Origin of the sequence: Sphingobacterium faecale (assembly GCF_016746095.1) — a bacterium.
Taxonomy (GTDB): Bacteria; Bacteroidota; Bacteroidia; order Sphingobacteriales; family Sphingobacteriaceae; genus Sphingobacterium; species Sphingobacterium faecale.
Genome location: NZ_JAERTY010000009.1, coordinates 315,549 through 332,802, shown reverse-complemented (window position 1 = coordinate 332,802; position 17,254 = coordinate 315,549). Strand labels below are relative to the sequence as shown.

Annotated in this window: 14 protein-coding genes; 8 read left to right on the top strand and 6 right to left on the bottom strand. The window is 40.6% G+C overall.

Translation table 11 applies throughout. The features are described from left to right. Positions 1–5 precede the first annotated feature (5 nt). Positions 6–1,089 (bottom strand): peptide chain release factor 2 gene (gene prfB / locus JKG61_RS17175; RefSeq protein WP_202104181.1). Its coding sequence is split into 2 segments (ribosomal slippage): positions 6–1,028 and positions 1,030–1,089, totalling 1,083 coding nucleotides; the frame shifts between segments, so codons are not numbered across the junction. Positions 1,090–1,210: 121 nt separating this feature from the next. Between prfB and pgi the strand changes: the two genes are divergently transcribed. Further along, on the top strand, positions 1,211–2,860 hold the full coding sequence (pgi, locus tag JKG61_RS17170) for a glucose-6-phosphate isomerase (RefSeq protein ID WP_202104180.1): 1,650 nt from the start codon (positions 1,211–1,213) through the stop codon (positions 2,858–2,860). A gap of 267 nt (positions 2,861–3,127) precedes the next feature. Here pgi and JKG61_RS17165 read toward each other — a convergent pair whose 3' ends face one another. The 5 genes from JKG61_RS17165 to JKG61_RS17145 all read right to left on the bottom strand — a co-directional run bounded on the left by JKG61_RS17165 (position 3,128) and on the right by JKG61_RS17145 (position 10,481). Beyond that, positions 3,128–4,081: a T9SS type B sorting domain-containing protein gene (locus JKG61_RS17165; protein ID WP_202104179.1), complete on the bottom strand. Its 954-nt coding sequence runs from the start codon at positions 4,079–4,081 to the stop codon at positions 3,128–3,130. A 23-nt stretch (positions 4,082–4,104) separates the two neighbouring features. Next, on the bottom strand, positions 4,105–5,139 hold the full coding sequence (locus JKG61_RS17160; protein ID WP_202104178.1) for a hypothetical protein: 1,035 nt from the start codon (positions 5,137–5,139) through the stop codon (positions 4,105–4,107). 26 nt (positions 5,140–5,165) lie between these two features. After that, positions 5,166–6,653: a hypothetical protein gene (locus JKG61_RS17155; RefSeq protein ID WP_202104177.1), complete on the bottom strand. Its 1,488-nt coding sequence runs from the start codon at positions 6,651–6,653 to the stop codon at positions 5,166–5,168. 450 nt (positions 6,654–7,103) lie between these two features. Next, positions 7,104–9,224, bottom strand: coding sequence for a carboxy terminal-processing peptidase (locus JKG61_RS17150; RefSeq protein WP_202104176.1), 2,121 nt, complete (start codon positions 9,222–9,224; stop codon positions 7,104–7,106). 150 nt (positions 9,225–9,374) lie between these two features. Beyond that, the gene (locus JKG61_RS17145; protein WP_202104175.1) at positions 9,375–10,481 is read right to left on the bottom strand and encodes a tetratricopeptide repeat protein; all 1,107 of its coding nucleotides are present in this window, start codon (positions 10,479–10,481) and stop codon (positions 9,375–9,377) included. A gap of 116 nt (positions 10,482–10,597) precedes the next feature. Between JKG61_RS17145 and JKG61_RS17140 the strand changes: the two genes are divergently transcribed. The 7 genes from JKG61_RS17140 (at position 10,598) to JKG61_RS17110 (ending at position 17,168) form a co-directional block, all read left to right on the top strand. Further along, positions 10,598–11,878, top strand: a complete 1,281-nt coding sequence (locus JKG61_RS17140; protein ID WP_202104174.1) for a replication-associated recombination protein A — start codon at positions 10,598–10,600, stop codon at positions 11,876–11,878. A gap of 40 nt (positions 11,879–11,918) precedes the next feature. After that, the gene (locus JKG61_RS17135; protein WP_202104173.1) at positions 11,919–12,437 is read left to right on the top strand and encodes an exonuclease domain-containing protein; all 519 of its coding nucleotides are present in this window, start codon (positions 11,919–11,921) and stop codon (positions 12,435–12,437) included. Between the two features lie 24 nt (positions 12,438–12,461). Beyond that, the gene (locus JKG61_RS17130; protein ID WP_202104172.1) at positions 12,462–13,451 is read left to right on the top strand and encodes a mannose-1-phosphate guanylyltransferase; all 990 of its coding nucleotides are present in this window, start codon (positions 12,462–12,464) and stop codon (positions 13,449–13,451) included. 5 nt (positions 13,452–13,456) lie between these two features. Then, the gene (locus JKG61_RS17125; protein WP_202104171.1) at positions 13,457–14,746 is read left to right on the top strand and encodes a nucleotide sugar dehydrogenase; all 1,290 of its coding nucleotides are present in this window, start codon (positions 13,457–13,459) and stop codon (positions 14,744–14,746) included. 166 nt (positions 14,747–14,912) lie between these two features. Next, entirely contained in the window at positions 14,913–15,743 is an 831-nt protein-coding gene (locus JKG61_RS17120; protein WP_202104170.1) for a helix-turn-helix domain-containing protein, read from the top strand. A gap of 105 nt (positions 15,744–15,848) precedes the next feature. Then, complete coding sequence (locus JKG61_RS17115; protein ID WP_202104169.1) at positions 15,849–16,379, top strand: hypothetical protein; 531 nt, start codon at positions 15,849–15,851, stop codon at positions 16,377–16,379. 192 nt (positions 16,380–16,571) lie between these two features. Beyond that, the gene (locus JKG61_RS17110; RefSeq protein ID WP_202104168.1) at positions 16,572–17,168 is read left to right on the top strand and encodes a hypothetical protein; all 597 of its coding nucleotides are present in this window, start codon (positions 16,572–16,574) and stop codon (positions 17,166–17,168) included. Positions 17,169–17,254 lie beyond the last annotated feature (86 nt).

Here is a 17,254-nt window from a genome sequence, read left to right as displayed (position 1 = left end):
TATCTTTATCCTCCAAATTCCATTAAGTAAGCTTTTAGGAATTCATCAAGATCGCCATCCAGTACAGCCTGTGTATTGGACGTTTCTGTATTGGTGCGTAAGTCTTTGATCAGTTTATACGGATGCAGCACATAGTTGCGTATCTGCGATCCCCATTCTATTTTTTTCTTAGAACCTTCGATCGCAGCTGTGGCTTCTTGACGTTTTCGCATCTCAATTTCATACAGCTGTGATTTCAATAATCGAAATGCGTTCTCTTTGTTTTGAAGCTGAGACCTTGATTCCTGATTTTTAATAATGATTCCAGTGGGCTTGTGATGGAGTCGTACAGCTGTTTCGACTTTGTTTACATTCTGCCCTCCGGCGCCGCCAGCACGGAAAGTATCCCATTCTATTTCAGAGTCTTTGATATCGATTTCGATGTTATCATCAACGAGTGGATAGACATAAACCGAAGCAAATGAGGTGTGTCGTTTAGCATTGGAGTCAAAAGGGGAAATACGTACCAATCGGTGTACTCCATTTTCTCCTTTTAGGTAACCATAGGCAAAATTACCAGAGAATTGTAATGTGACTGTTTTTATTCCGGCTACATCGCCTTCCTGATGGTCCTGCTCCGTTACTTTACAGCCATGTTTTTCTCCCCACATAATATACATACGCATCAACATGGAAGCCCAGTCACAGGACTCCGTTCCACCGGCTCCTGCAGTAATCTGTAGTATGGCGTCTAATTGATCCTCTTCAGCACTTAGCATATTTTTAAACTCTAGCTCTTCGACGTTGTTTAGTGCGATTTCATATTGCTCTTGTGCGTCTTGTTCACTAGCATCGCCCGCCTGAAAGAATTCAAACATGATTCCAAGATCCTCTACCGAGGCCATGACCTGGTCAAAGTGTTCGGTCCATACTTTTAGGTTTTTAATGCCATGAAGCACCTTCTCCGCCTCCTTGGGATGATCCCAAAAAGTGGGCTGTAATGTGGTTTCTGTAGCGCTTGCTATCTCTGCTTTTTTGACATCGATGTCAAAGATGCCTCCTCAGGGAAGTTACTCTATCCCTCAAGTCCTGAATTTGTTCTTTGGTCATAGTTTCAAAGGTAAGCAAAGTTTGCGAATTCGCAGATTCGCAGATTTGCAAAACCGGAAAAATATTGGCAAATATCAAGCATTTTATCTAAGTTTGATCGTAGCAAAAAAATAGCATTCTTATGTTGCCAAAAATCAACTTTACCGAAACTCAAGCGTACAAATACCTCGCGGATCATTTTGTCTCTATTAATGACCATACGTTGAAAGACCTTTTTGCGTCCGATCCTGCTCGGTTCGAAAAATTCTCTCTCCGCTTGGAAGATATTCTTTTAGACTATTCTAAGAATAGAATAGACGAGCGTACAATGGCTTTGTTGGTGCAGTTGGCAAAAGAGTGTAAGCTAGAGGATGCAATCAAGGCTATGTTTAGTGGAGAAAAAATCAACGTAACAGAAGGTCGTGAAGTATTGCACACAGCGTTGCGGAACCAATCTGAAAACCCTGTTTTGGTGGAAGGCGAGGATGTGATGCCGAAAGTGAGATCGGTATTAGCTCATATGAAGGATTTTACCGATAGAATCCTCTCTGGAGAATGGCGTGGATATACAGGACTAAAGATCACGGATGTAGTTAATATTGGTATTGGAGGGTCTGATCTAGGACCTGTGATGGTGACAGAGGCTTTAAAGTCTTATAAAACAAGGCTTAATATGCATTTTGTTTCTAATGTTGACGGTACGCATATGGCAGAGACTTTGAAGGGATTGAATCCGGAGACAACCTTATTCTTGATTGCTTCCAAAACATTTACCACACAAGAGACTATGGCCAATGCGATGTCTGCCAAAGAGTGGTTCCTGCAATCAGGGGCGAAACAAGAGGATGTGGCTAAGCACTTTGCAGCACTGAGCACCAATTTATCGGGAGTAGCTGCGTTTGGTATTGATACGGCCAATATGTTTGAGTTCTGGGATTGGGTCGGGGGTCGTTATTCGTTATGGTCTGCTATTGGGTTGTCAATTGCACTGGGAATAGGTTACGAAAATTTTGAGCAACTTTTGGAGGGAGCCTATGTAGCTGACGAACATTTTAAAAACACTGAATTTGAACGGAATATTCCGGTTGTCTTAGGACTTTTGGGAGTTTGGTATAATAACTTTTTTGATGCCGAAAGCCACGCTATACTTCCTTATGATCAATATCTGCACCGCTTTGCGGCTTACTTCCAACAGGGTGATATGGAGAGCAACGGTAAGTACGTCGATCGTAATGGCGATCGGGTTGATTACCAGACGGGCCCTATTATCTGGGGTGAACCTGGTACCAACGGTCAGCATGCTTTTTATCAACTAATACATCAGGGTACAAAGTTGATTCCTTGTGATTTTATAGCGCCTGCAGTTTCACATAATCCGATAGGTAATCACCACCAGTTGCTTCTATCCAATTTTTTCGCGCAGACGGAAGCATTGATGAATGGAAAGACGGAAGACGAGGTTTTTGCGGAACTCGAAAAGTCCGGGAAAAGTAAATCGGATATAGATGCTTTAAAGAGCTATAAGATTTTTGAGGGAAATAGACCGACTAATTCTTTTCTGTTGAAGAAGATTACACCGCGTTCTTTAGGAACGCTGATTGCACTTTACGAACACAAGATTTTTGTTCAGGGGATTATTTGGAATATTTATAGTTTTGATCAATGGGGCGTTGAATTGGGCAAGCAGCTTGCTAATACAATCTTGCCGGAATTGAAGTCAGAAGAACAGGTCAATAGCCATGATAGTTCGACCAACGGATTGATTAACCAGTATAAGCGTTGGAGAGTTTAATTTGTTGCTAACAGTTTTTAAAAAGGCCTCGTTGGAATTTCCACCGAGGCCTTTTTCGTGTGTTTAGCGTGGATGTATACGGGACACAGGTTGAGACAAAAAGAACCAGTGGAGGGTGGGGGGCTGTCCTTTGGTTCAGTGGGACGTGACATGCCATATGAGTTCTGTCTCTGCGAGTCGATAGATAATATTACTAAGACGTTGGTGTGGGGTGAAATTCAGTACACCGTGCGACGATAGTTCGACGCAAGTGGGGGCTTAGGGAGGTTAATAATAGTGATTGCGAAGTATGGTTACATAACCTTTATTGACGTGCGTTTGACCGGTTTCATCTTCGAATTTTAAATAATAAAAATAAGTCCCATCATTTAATCCCTGTCCATTCCAATCGTTGCGGTAATTGTCAGCACGGTACACCTCATTTCCGAGCCGGTTGAAGACTCTTAGTTCTGCATTTTTGAAAAGTTCAAGACCTAAGATGAAGAAAGTGTCGTTGTCGCCGTCACCATTCGGAGTGAAAACATTGGGGATAAAGAAATTGACTATTTTGATGGAAGCTTGTGATTGATTGTTGTCAAGGTTGCTATCCTGTTTTTTGCTGGTGACCTTGGCTATAGTCACTGCTTCGCCTGTCTGTACTCCTTTTAGTTGTATCCATTGGCTGAGGGCTGCGTGGGCTTTGAGCTCATCGATTTTCCAGACTAATCGCCCGCTTTGGTTGTCGAAAGAAATGGTGGTGCCAGATTCGGAGATGGCATCCACGTAGGCTAGCTGATTGGGGATTTCAAACTCGACGATGAGGTCATTGGCGGTGTTGTTGCTGTTGTTAAGTACCAGTAGTTGTTGGTTAAAAGATTCGTCCTTCCATATAGTCGTCTTGTCGGGAAGGTTACGGATCTCGATATCCACTAGTTTTTCCTCAGCATCGGGATCGAAAATGATTTCTACGGGGTCGGAGACGTCGGAGCTACAGCCATCCCCAAGGGCAATAACGGTGTATGTGGCTGCATCGGTCACAATGATACGCTGATCGTGTGAGCCATTTATGGGTTCACCATTTTTGAACCAGATAAACGAGACAGCATGCGTAGCATCCGCCCGTAGTGTCACCTTTTTGCCTTTTATAATACGCAAGGTCTGTCCTTGTTGGGCCATAAGGCTCCTTGGTGCCGCTAATAATAGCAGCACCAAAATGCTTAGGGTTAAGGACAGACGATGCATATGTTGAGTGTTGTAACGTATTATTAGTCAGTTACCTCTATAATAGTGATGTGTGGTTTACCTGGAGCAGGGGTGACGGTGATTTCTGTAGCAGAAGCGACATCATCTCCTCCAAACCAACCTCGATAAATTACGTGAGGTCTGTTACGATTGTTAGGGTCATCCGGTTGCAGACCAAAACTTCTACCCTTAATTGTGTACTCTACCTCTACAAAGACTTTATAAATGCCGTATGTGTTAATTTGGGGATTTATTTGATTTAACGAAACCCCTTCCCCCAAAAGAATAGCTTGAGCTCCGGTAGCTAGAGAAGGATCTTTAAGCATATTGCTCACATCAGGATAATTATTACTTGTACCTTTCTTTATCGCATACCATCTATATGTTTTTTCGAAATCACCTACAATGGGGAGGCCTGTATAGTTATCAAAACTAACAGATGATGTAAGGGTTACTTTTTCCTGTCCATTTTCTGGAGTAGTAATATTTGCCTCGTTTTCACAGAATACATAAGGATTAGTGGTCGTATTAGTAGAAGTTCCATTAGTTGTTACTTTTAGCGTAGGTAATACAAATACCACAAATGTCTCTTCCTGGGTATCACAGAGCAAAGATTCGTCAACATTATCTGGGTTAATGATCCCTTTGACTTTGTAGTAGTGATAGCCGGGAGTCAAGTCTGATTTACTAAGTGTCATGGTTTCTTGTCCTGCTATAACGGTGTAATTTGTGCCATCCGTACTTTCAGACCACACATACTTCGTAAAATCCAACCCTCTATCGTTTGCTTCGTCTTCTATTTTGCTCGCTTTTAATTTAAAAGAGTTTGCTAGATCGGGGTTGTAAAATAGTATCGCATTTGTTAACTCATTATCAAAATTTGCGATAACGGGATCAAATAGACTACCTCGAGTAGTGGTGCCTTCTGTACCTGTATTTTGCGGACCTAAGGGATTAATAGGTCCGGGAGGGGTCTGTCCTGTTTGCCCAAAGACAAGACCTGATGTCGATAGTAGCAAAGCCACCAGCCCTGTTTTAATCATTTTCATTGTTTTCATAGGGTTAATTTTGAATTTTATATTTTTTAATTAATTATATCTGTTATTGTCACATGGGGTTTGCCTGGTTTAAGAGTTACATTGAGCACTGCGTCGGCCGAGTATATTGTTTGCGGACAACTTTGATTTCCTCCGGTAATTGCTGCTCTATATCTTCTTCCATCAGCGCTTAATGGTACGTTAGACAACGTTAATTCTGGTAAATCCGCTCCAGAGATATCAGTCCAAGTCTCTCCTTCTAAATATTGCCACTGGTAGGTTAGTGGTCTGTCTCCTGTTTGGGTAGCGATTACTGAAAATTTTGCTTCATCTCTTTCACAAACTGTTTTGCTATCAGGCTGACCGGCTTTTAGTAGTTCTGGTGCAACGGGGACTAAGGAAATATTGTACACTCGTAGAGCATCGCCTAAGACGCCTAGTCCTAAAAGACCAGCATTAAATTCTACTTTAATTCGATCGAATGCTACACCAGGCTTGAAAACCATATCTAGCATACCTCTACCATCTTGACCTATGTTGATAAGGTTTAAAAGGTTTAAGCCTAACAATTCAGAGAGATTAAATAGGTTTCCTTCCCATGTAGGAGTTTCTGATTCCATGTTATAGGCTTTAAAGTTTATACTGTTAAGTTTTGCAAGACCTAGGTCGATCAAACCCTTAGAAAAGCCTAGTTTAATCCTAACACCATCATTTGCAGATGCTGTGTGGTCAAAATATATCGTTTGGGCAACAGTGTTCGCAATACTTAAGCTTATCCCCGACGAATAAGAGGCATAGGAATTGTTGTCTTGTATTGCATGGTGGGGATTAGCAATTAATGAGTCTAATCTTAAGCCTAAAACTCCTGTATTTAAACTAATACCGGTAGCTTCTCCAGGAGAAGTATAGCGAGCTGATGTGCTACAAGTAGATCCAGACGATTCTGTAAAAGCATTATAGACATTTACATTAATCTCTGATAAGGCACTTAAAACTTCTAAATCAAAATTAGGATAAGTTACAGACAAACGAACCGAATTATAATTTTCGTCGGGGATCACAGCTGCGTACCACTCTCCTAAAGGATCGATTAATAATCTAGTTTTAGTGTTACTTACAAGGATTCCATTGTTTTCGTTTCCATTGTAAGACCATCCTAAACAGGCTAGAGGGGGAGAACCTGTTTGAACTTTATAATTCGTAGCATTTTTGTATCCAGCACCACTAATGCTTACTAGGGAGGTTATACCTAACAATTTCCCGACTTCCAAGTTGATTCCAGTACTGACTGGAGCTTCTTTTAATTTAAAATAAGTAGGTGTGCCAGCTGTTATTATGGAATTTCCTGTATTTCTAAATTGAATATATGTATCTGCACCAGAACCTAGAGCTCCTAATAGTCCTAGAGAGCGAGCTGCTGTTATTTTTGCAAAATGAGTTGTTTCTCCTGTTAGTATAGCTTCCGATCCATAATAATATCTAAAGGTACTAGTTGTTAAAGCTCCAAGTAAACAGTCAACACTATATTTTTCCATAGGAGAGCTAATTCCTGCCGTTCCTGTGCCTAAAGTAATTAAACTGCCCGCTTGTATGACATTCCCAGTCTTTTGTCCAGTCAGATACGTTCTGGTTTGCCCATACACTTCGTGTGCCCCGCAAAAAAGCAGGACAAATATAATCATGCAGTTATTCCATATGAGCATTCTTTGCATAGCGCTCTTCAAAAAATAAACGGAGTGGTTAATAATAAAAATCGTTCTTCAAATAGGTGTAGGAAACACTCTTTGTTTTCCTTTTCAGAATTTTACTTCTTGATCAAAAGTATTGTTTTTTTTTAAGAAATAAAATATATAATTGTAGATGTTGCAATATTTAGTTGATTCGAGATTGTCTCGGATTCAATTATATAATGTTGTACTGTGGAAAAAAAATAAAAAAGGGCGTTTTTAGAAAAACGCCCTTTTTATTACCAATGAAATTTAAATTTACTTTTTCACCAATTGCACATAGTCCTTCATGACTTTCATACTCTCATCTAAGATGAAATCGAATTCGACTTTTGGTTGTGGCTGCCCTTCTTTCCACAGTGGCATATGGTGTATTTCTAACAATTTGTTGATACGTGCTCTGTTTTTGGTTTTATTCAGATCACGTTCTTTTTTCAGCTTTACTTGATTTAGGCTGATCTGCGCTATGGAGTCAGATTTATTGAACTCTTCAATATCTTCCAGTAAGAACTTATACTCTGGAGACTTTTCCATACGTTTTAGATGGATATCCTGAAGCTTTTGTGTTGTACCTTTTAGGTCCGCAAGTTTACTGAAAGCGGTGCCCTTGATCTGATCCCAGGGAAGAGCAGCAGGTTCGGAGCTTTCTCCGAATTTTTCCGCACCGTATTGGGTAGGGAACGTGATGTCAGCATCAACTCCTTTATGTTGTGTACTACTTCCCGTAACGCGGTAAAACTTACCGATTGTAACATTGATCTGCCCAAATTCGGGGGCTCCTGTTGGTGTATCGGCATCTTTGTCAGCGCCAGCAGCTTTTAATAACAGCTTATTTGTTGGACTGATAAAACGAGACATTTGTACGGCGGATTGAACGGTTCCTTTTCCATAAGAGGTGGAACCTAGGATAATACCGCGACCGTAGTCTTGGATTGCTCCGGCAAAAATTTCAGAGGCAGAGGCAGAGAAGCGGTTTATGATTACACCAAAAGGGCCTGTCCATATAGCACCTGCATCCTTGTCTTGTTCGACCTCCACGCGGTTGTTTGTGCTACGGACCTGTACGACAGGGCCTTTGTCGATGAATAACCCTGTGAGTTCGATCGCCTCCTGCAGCGAGCCTCCTCCGTTGTTGCGTAAATCTAATACTACAGCATCTACATTTTCCTTGCGTAGTGAATCTAATATGAGGCGCACATCACGGGTAGTACTTTTGTAATTTGGATCGCCCTTACGATATCCCTCGAAGTCAATATAGAATTTTGGTAGGTTGATGACCCCGATACGGTAGTCCTTGCCATCATCTCCTTTTACAGTTTTAATACTTTTTTTAGCAGACTCTTCTTCAAGTACGATTTTTTCCCTAGTTAACTTGACAATCGTCGGTTGCGCAGAAATATCCTGTCCTGCGGGAAGGATTTTTAAACGGACGATTGTGCCTTTTGAGCCTTTTATTTTTGCCACTGCAGCATCTAGCCTCCAGCCGACGATATCTTCAAACTCGCCATCGTTACCTTGGGCCACAGCAATGATGCGGTCATCCATTTTTAATGTTTTCTCTTTGAATGCCGGCCCTCCTGCAATGATCTCTTTGATAGTGACCATTTCGTTTTCCATTTGTAGACGGGCTCCTATTCCTTCTAAAGTATTGGACATCCCTTCGTTGAATGCTTGCGCAAATGAAGGATTGTAATAGGTGGTATGAGGGTCGATCGCATCTGTAAACGAAGACATAATCAACTGAAATGCATCATTGGCATTCGTTTTCTTTGCTTGAGAAATCAAATTGTTATATCTCTTGCGAAGCGTCTCTTTATGTTTTTCATCTTCATTTTTGCCATCAGCAGTAGTCATTTTAAGATTTAAAAGATCTAACTTTACCCTTTTGCGCCATTGATCTTGGAGTTCTGCTTCGGATTTAAACCAGTTCAACTTTTCCCGATTATTGGTGTAGTTCTCATCTTTATCAAAGTTGTGGGTGGCGTCTACTTGCGTTAGTGCGTATTCCATCGCATCCAAATAGCGCTGGGAGTAAATATTGAAAATATAAAATGGAGCCGAAAGATCACCTTTTTTCATGTCTTGGCTCATAGTATTTTTGTATTTGTTGATGTCATCAATATCGGACTGGAGCAGATAGTTTTTGCCCTGGTCAATCATTTTTATTAAGTTGTTGAAAACGATATTGGAAAGCGAGTCACTGGCTCCGACTTTTTTATAACTGAAGTTTTCTAATATGCCCACTACTTCTTTTGCGATCACTTCATGCTGTAAGGTCGGTTTAATTTTGATCCCCCCTTCTTCGAGTTGTACACGTGGCTTCGAGCCGCAGGCTACAACTGAAATCAATGCTAATCCAATTATTAAATTTCTAAACATATAAACTGTTTTATTAAGGTTCATTTTAAAAAAAATAACGCAAAATTGTTAAAATGTTTTGCGAAGCCTAAAAGTAGTTAAAAAAATACACAAGCAAACATCTGGCCATTGTAATTAAGTCACAAATTGTGTAAAAAGCTTGTAACTTTTCTAAAACAACTCTTTTCTGATCTTCCAGTAGTCTTCCAGTTTCTTTTCAGCTTCATCAATTTTGTTTTCCTGCAGACTGATGCGACCTAATTTTTCTACGATAGCAAGCTGTAAATATTTGTTGTCTTCTTTCTTGGCAAGTTCAAAAGCAGTCGTTAGTTCTTTTTTAGAGATACTTAGGTTGTTTTGTACATACTTTGATGAGGCAAGCATAAACTCGATCTCTGCGAGATCGTTCGTGAAGTTTTTGTCCATCGCGAGGTCACGGGCTTGGATAAGAAACCACTGGGCTTCGGTATGTTTATTTTGCATTTGATAAATTTCCGCTAGAATAAGCCATGCAATGGTTTTACCTTCGTAAGACTTGGCCTTATTGAAAAGAGGTACTGCTTTTCGAATGATAGTGTTTTCTGCAGACTTATAGTCCTTGTCATAAGCCTGTATTAGGGCTATTTTGACCAATGAACTGGCTTGGTCTACAATGCTTTTATTGAGTACGGCCTGCTTGTAATATGCTTCTTCATAGATTCCTGCGTCAGTATAGCTTTGATTGTATACTAAGAGAGCGGATAAGTTGGATTGTATGACCCCAATGTCATGGGGGTTTTGTAGAACTTGGGCCTGTTGGAGCGCCGACTCAAGAATGCCAACTGCTTGGCTTGTTTCTTTTTTAAGTATGCGCATCTTGGCATACTCGTTTAATAAGCCTGTAATGATTGTGAAGCTCTTTTGTTCTGTATAACTATTGATCAGATTGTTCCATTCTGCCGTGCTTTTGGGTACAGGTGTGAGTAATTGTAGAACGGTAGCGTTATTAGAAGTGTTTTTCCAAGCTTCTATAAGTCTAAGATACTGTAAAGACCGTTGGATAGAATCTTGAAATCCTACAATTTCCATGTAATTATCTCTAATTTCTTCCTCTTTGGTGCGAGGTGGAGGAAGTACATATACGCTAGGTCCAATACCATTGAAATTAACATCGTATTTGAGTATATAGCCAGAAGGATCGAGTGTTTTTTGTTGCGCGAATACAGGGGGCGCTATCGAAACTCCTAACAGGGATACAGCAAGAAGTGTCAATCTTATAACGTTATGTATTTTTGTCATTATTCAAACCTAATTAATTTCTTTGGATTGTAAAATAATTTTAAATCTTCAAAGTAAGGCAATGATTATGCCTTTCTACAAATTGCGTACCTTTGTTGATCAAAAAAGGAGCGATTATGGCAACACGAATACCTCTGGCAGAACGGCTTAGACCTCGTAAATTGCAGGATTATGTAGGACAACAACATATTATTGGAGAAAATGCGGTACTCTATCATGCATTGCAACGCCAGAATATCCCTTCGATGATTCTTTGGGGGCCTCCTGGGGTTGGAAAGACAAGTTTGGCCAATCTGATAGCAAAAGAGCTGAATAGGCCTTTTTTCAGCCTTAGTGCCATAAAATCTGGGGTTAAAGAAGTACGGGAAGTTATCGATAAGGCGGAGCAACTGATGAATTTTAACCAAGAGCAGCCTATTCTATTTATTGATGAGATCCATCGATTTTCCAAGAGTCAACAGGATTCGCTATTGGGGGCTGTGGAACGGGGGTTGGTAACTTTAATCGGTGCTACCACCGAAAACCCTTCGTTTGAAGTTATATCTGCATTATTGAGTCGTTGTCAGGTCTATGTACTGGAGAATTTGGAGGCAGATGATTTGATTGGGCTGCTCCAAAAGGCGATTAAGGAGGATGAATTCCTGAAAAATGATCCGATCGTTATTAAAGAATACGAGGCATTGCTGCGTCTGTCTGGAGGAGATGCACGGAAGCTATTGAATGTGTTTGAGTTGGTGGTGGATGCTGCTGTACCTTACAATACACCGATTACTAACGATTTTGTGCTCAAACAGGTGCAGCAGAATATGGCCCGCTACGATAAAACGGGAGAACAGCATTATGATATTATATCTGCATTTATTAAATCTATCCGCGGATCGGATCCTAATGCTGCGGTATATTGGTTGGCCCGTATGATTGAGGGAGGGGAAGACCCTTCGTTTATTGCACGACGATTGTTAATATTGGCTTCGGAAGATATTGGAAATGCAAACCCTAATGCATTACTATTGGCAAATAGCTGTTTTCAGGCCGTAAACGTGATAGGCTGGCCTGAATCTCGTATTATATTAGGACAGACGGTTACTTATCTTGCTTCTTCTGCGAAAAGTAATGCATCATATGAGGCTATAAATAAAGCACAGGCTCTGGTTCGACAGACGGGAGATTTATCTGTTCCTCTACATCTTCGTAATGCACCTACTAAGTTAATGAAAGAGCTGGATTATGGAACTGCGTATAAGTATTCACACGCTTATCCTGGGAATTTTGTAGAACAGGAATTTATGCCTCAACAGATACAGGGAAGCAAACTGTATGAGCCGGGGAATAATCAGGCTGAAGAGAAGTTAAGACTTTCTTTGAGGGATAAATGGAAAGGAAAATATGGATATTGATCTTTGTATTTTAACATATTACTTTCTATTTTTGTCATAGATGGATACATTTACAACTATAGATTTTGAGTTGGCGACATCGGATTACACGAGTGTATGTGCTGTAGGGGTTGTCAATGTTGTTGGCGGGGAGATTAGTAATGAATTTTATAGTCTTGTGCGGCCGCCGCAGAATAAATATATGTGGCAAACTACGCGTGTACATGGTATAAAACCAAAAGACACGGCGGGGGCGCCCACGTTCCGGGATCTGTATCCGATGTTAGAGCCTCTATTGTTGGGGCAGTTTATGGTTGCACACAACGAATCCTTTGATAGAGCTGTGTTGCAGCGCACTATGAAACTTTATGGCCTAGATTATACACTATTGAAACTACCTGAAACCTGGGCTTGTACAAGTAACATATACCGAGAGAAAGGATTTGTTAAAACTAAGCTTAGTATCTGTTGTGATTTAATGAGGATTCCTTTGGAACACCACGATGCACTATCAGATGCCCGGGCATCTGCTTTACTTTATCTAAAAAAAGATTATATCCCTGCTGAGCTGTTGCGATAATCCAGTAGGCTACATGTATTAATTATGGCAAGTATTATTAACGTTATATTATCTGGCGGCGTTGGTTCTAGATTATGGCCACTATCCCGTAAGACTCGGCCCAAACAGTATATTCCACTATTCGAGGGACAGTCACTGTTTGAATTGACCGTATCCCGCAATCAAGGGATTGTGGACCGTACACTTATGGTCGGTAGTATACAGAACGTAGACCTTGCCAAACCATACTTGCCTGAGAACAAAAGCCAGACGATCGTTGAAGCTACACCCCGTAATACCGCTGCAGCGATTGCTTTTGCCGCTTTCGCCTGTGCTCCAGAAGATATATTGATCGTGACACCTTCCGATCACCTTATTGAAAACCAAACGCAGTATGAAGCGGTAATGAAGCAGGGCATTGAAATGGCAAAGCAGGATTATCTAGTGACATTTGGTATACAGCCTAATCGGCCGGAGACAGGTTACGGTTATATTGAATACGAAGACAATTATGTGCTATCCTTTAGGGAGAAGCCTAATCTGGAGACGGCTAGAGAGTTTTTAAAAAGGGGAAACTTCCTATGGAACTCTGGGATCTTTTGTTTTAAAGCTTCAATTTATTTGGAAGAGTTATTTCGTTTTGAGCCGAAGGTGTTCCGGGCCGCCAAGGAGGTGTTTGAAGCATCACATCATGGTATATTGTCCGAAGAACTCTCCGTTAAGATTCCTTCTAAAAGCATAGACTACGCGGTAATGGAACGTAGCGAACGTATTAAGGTAATCCCTTCTCCTTTTGTATGGTCAGATATGGGTTCGTATGATTCTTTGTACGATTATTTAAAGGGGAAAGGTCACGCGGTAGATCCAGCGGGCAATATGGTAATCGGTACAGACAAGTATGTTGCCTTTGTCGGATTACAGGATACCATATTGGTTCATACAGATGATGCTCTACTTGTCGTCAATAAGCAGGCTTCTCAGGATGTCAAGCATTTGTACGAAGAGTTGGAACACGGAGCGTCACCATTGTTATAGTTTAGATGTCGTGTCCAAAAACAATAGCGATTATTGGCCAAGGGTATGTTGGTCTTCCTCTCGCATTGGCATTTGCTCCTTATTATCCGGTACTGGGATATGATATTTCTGCTAGTCGTGTGGATGCACTCAATCAAGGCAGAGATCGTACGCTAGAAGTGGAGGAGGTAAGACTGCAGCACATGTTGGCACTGGCTGTTGAACAGCCAAGCTGTAGAGGCTATAGAGCCACTTGTGACTTGGGTGACATCGCGCATGCTCAGGTTTATATTGTTACGGTACCTACACCTATAGACGAATTTAATGCCCCTGACCTCAGTTTTTTGCAGCATGCTTCGCGCGATATCGGTCAGGTATTGTGCAGAGGAGATATCGTTATCTACGAATCTACGGTTTACCCAGGCTGTACGGAGGAGGAATGTGTACCTATTTTAGAGCAGACGTCCAACCTACGTTTTAATGTTGATTTTTTTGTAGGTTATTCGCCTGAAAGGATTAACCCAGGAGATAAGATTAATACCTTGGAGCAGATTGTTAAAGTAACTTCTGGCTCTACACCAGATGCCGCTGAACGAATCGATGCGCTCTATCGAACAATAATCAAGGCAGGGACCTATAAAGCACCATCGATCAAAGTAGCAGAAGCCGCCAAAGCTATAGAGAACGCACAGCGGGATGTTAATATTTCATTTGTTAATGAACTGGCGCTGATCTTTGACCGGATAGGAATTGATACACATGATGTGTTAAATGCTGCTGCAACAAAGTTTAATTTTCTTAAATATAAGCCAGGTTTGGTGGGAGGGCACTGTATATCTGTCGATCCCTATTATTTAGCTCACAAATCTTCACAGTTGGGGTATCACCCCGAAGTGATACTTTCCGGAAGACGTGTTAATAACCGTATGGCAGAATTTGTCGCTTCTAAGGTGGTTAAGCTGATGTCACAAAAGGATATTGCGGTTAAGGACGCGAAGGTGCTGATTTTAGGGCTTACATTTAAGGAGAATTGCCCGGATATACGAAATACCAAAGTATTGGATATTTACGAAGAGCTTAAAGAATATGGTGCAATCCCTGCTCTGTATGATCCTTGGGTGGATCCAGAGGAAGTGAGGAGGGAATATTTGATTGAACTTTTATCTAAACCTCAGGGAGGGTATGATGCGGTGGTTCTAGCTGTTGCACATACCGCTTTTTTACAGTTAGACATTCAGGCACTTTTAGCGGAGAAAGCTGTGGTTTTTGATTGTAAATCTGTACTAGACCGCAATATAGTAGACGGTCGTCTCTAAGGTCTAAAATTGGATTGTTCTGACTCGATGTGTCGTGGATTACCTTCACACTGTCCCGTTTTTATTTTTGTGATTTGAATTGTTTTTTCGTTAAACTTAAGAATGTTTTTTACTTTTATTGTATGTAAGGGCTTTAAGGCTGTACACTACCTATAAAAACGTTTGAATGGAATATGGTATACGATATATTGTCGGGACCGATTTGAGTCCCATTGTTAGTGATCTAGCGCTAAAGAAAGAGTATTATGCCCTGTTGTTTATTAAAAGTGCTGGCTGTACCCTTTATTTCAACCAGGTCCTTTTGGACTTTCCTGCCAATAGTTTAATATTTGTGCCATTTGGTACATCGCTCAAAAGCAACCCTAAAGAGTCTAGAGAGTTTGTGCTTATTTATTTTACGGAGTCTTTCTTTTGTCGAAGCGACTGGGATTGTACTTTTCTGCAAAATTTCTTTAGTGTTTCTGTGGATAGCGCGACATATCGTGTGTTGGGAGTGCCTGATGAATATCTTTTTTATTATGAATTTGTACGGACCCATTTAGAGATGGCTAGAATGCAAAGTCCAGAGTCCATACAGCATGTTCTAGCTTTTAATATTATAAAGCAGATTCTATTGTTGGGACAGGTCTATTTAGGCGATCGGCACAGTGCAAAATTTATGGAAGAAAGTGAGTCTGCATTGGTTGTAAATCGTTTTCAGCAGCTTATCTTGGAACATGTCTCTCACGAAAAGCATGTTTCTTATTACGCTGATCGGTTGAAGGTCAGCCCGAGAAAGCTAGCTATGTATACCAAGGAGGTGACATCTAAAACACCTAAAGTGTTGATCGCGGATGGCTTGATTAGGGTTGCTAAGCGTTTATTGGCCAATTCACGGCTTAGTATTAAGCAGATCGCATGGCAGCTCGGTTACACGGATGAAAATAATTTTAGTGCTTTTTTTTCAAAAGAAGCAGGAGAAAGCCCCAAAAACTATAGAAATAACTTGAAAAGGTAGCAAAGTATATCTAATTTTATGATATGTATCACAGTGTGTAAAATAATAGCCTAAAAATTCTTTCAGGTATAATTTTACCATTATTTTTACATAAAGTGCTATACTATGAAAGCTTTATTCACCACTTTGCTACTTCTGACAACGGCTGTTTGTACTGTCACTGCACAGACGAATGTACGCCTCAACATTGTTCTTAACCACGTGCAGAACTTGACTATACATCCGGATCAAAATGCTGTAACCTTAACTTATAATGACCTGGAAGACTATAGGAGAGGCGTGGAAGTCGTCAAGAACTCACACCTGACCGTATTCAGTACTGGGGCTTATGAAGTCAAGGTTAAGCTTGCCAACGAAGAATTTGTCAAGTTGGGAGGGCAACCAACAGATCGATTACTAATGCCGCATATAAAAATCAAAGCAAGACCCGTTGGTGTTGATCAAAAGGTAAATTTGAATACCGAAGAGCTGAGTACTGTAGGGGGACGGATTATTTCTTCTGATGGACCAGCTTTTGATGCGATATATGATGTAACTTATCAAGGGCCTAGCGGGGAGGAACTCATTCGCTATGCCGAAAAGAATAAAACTGTTGTATTTACTAACGATGTTCTCTACAGTATTGAGACGCGATAATTGCTAATACTCCAAATTCTGTAGCGTTAAGACTACAACTTGTAGTGCAAAATCTACAAATAATAACTACTGCATTTTTTCATACCTTTTGCGCCTAAAATCATATTTTATGGCTTTTTTCCTTGACTACTTTTGTCTTGTTCTCGATGAGATAGAACACAAAAAGTAAAAGAAAGATTATCTAAAAGAAATATGAAAAAAGTAGTTTTAGCGCTAACAGCAGTTTTCGCAACAGTAGTAGGAGTAAAGGCTCAACAAGCATCTCAATCGGCTAATGTAAAGGTTAATGTTATTCTGACCCCTTTTCAGTCTATTGAAATTGGTACCGGAACAGGTATGGACGTGGTGAATTTAGAATACAATAAGGTAGAGGATTATAAAGAGGGGGTTTCGGTGGAGGTGCCAAAGCAATTGAAAGTTTCATCGGTAGGTACAGGATATAAGATTAAGGCAAGTTTAGCCTATGGTACACAGACTGGTAATTTTGGAAAAGCTTTAGGAAATGGAGAAGCGACTATATTGGCCAGCGATTTATTGGAGATTGCAATTGCAAAAAATGGTACTGGTTTTGGTACAGCACAGGTTGCTGATGCATCAATGACCTTCGGTAGTTTTGGTACTATCGGTGATGGAGCCTCTTCTGTGTTAGATCAGGAATTAGATGTTAAGTATGTTGGTAAGCGACTAGATGCGGGAATGTTGGGAAAAATGTTTGGTACTTCCAGTACTCAAGCAAATCCTACAGCCAAGTACACTATTGATGTTGTATATACGATAACGACAAACTAGTCCGTAAAATACCAAGGATAAAAAAAGCAAGTGTATTTACACTTGCTTTTTTCTTGAATATACCGTCATGCTGATGAGATTGTTGA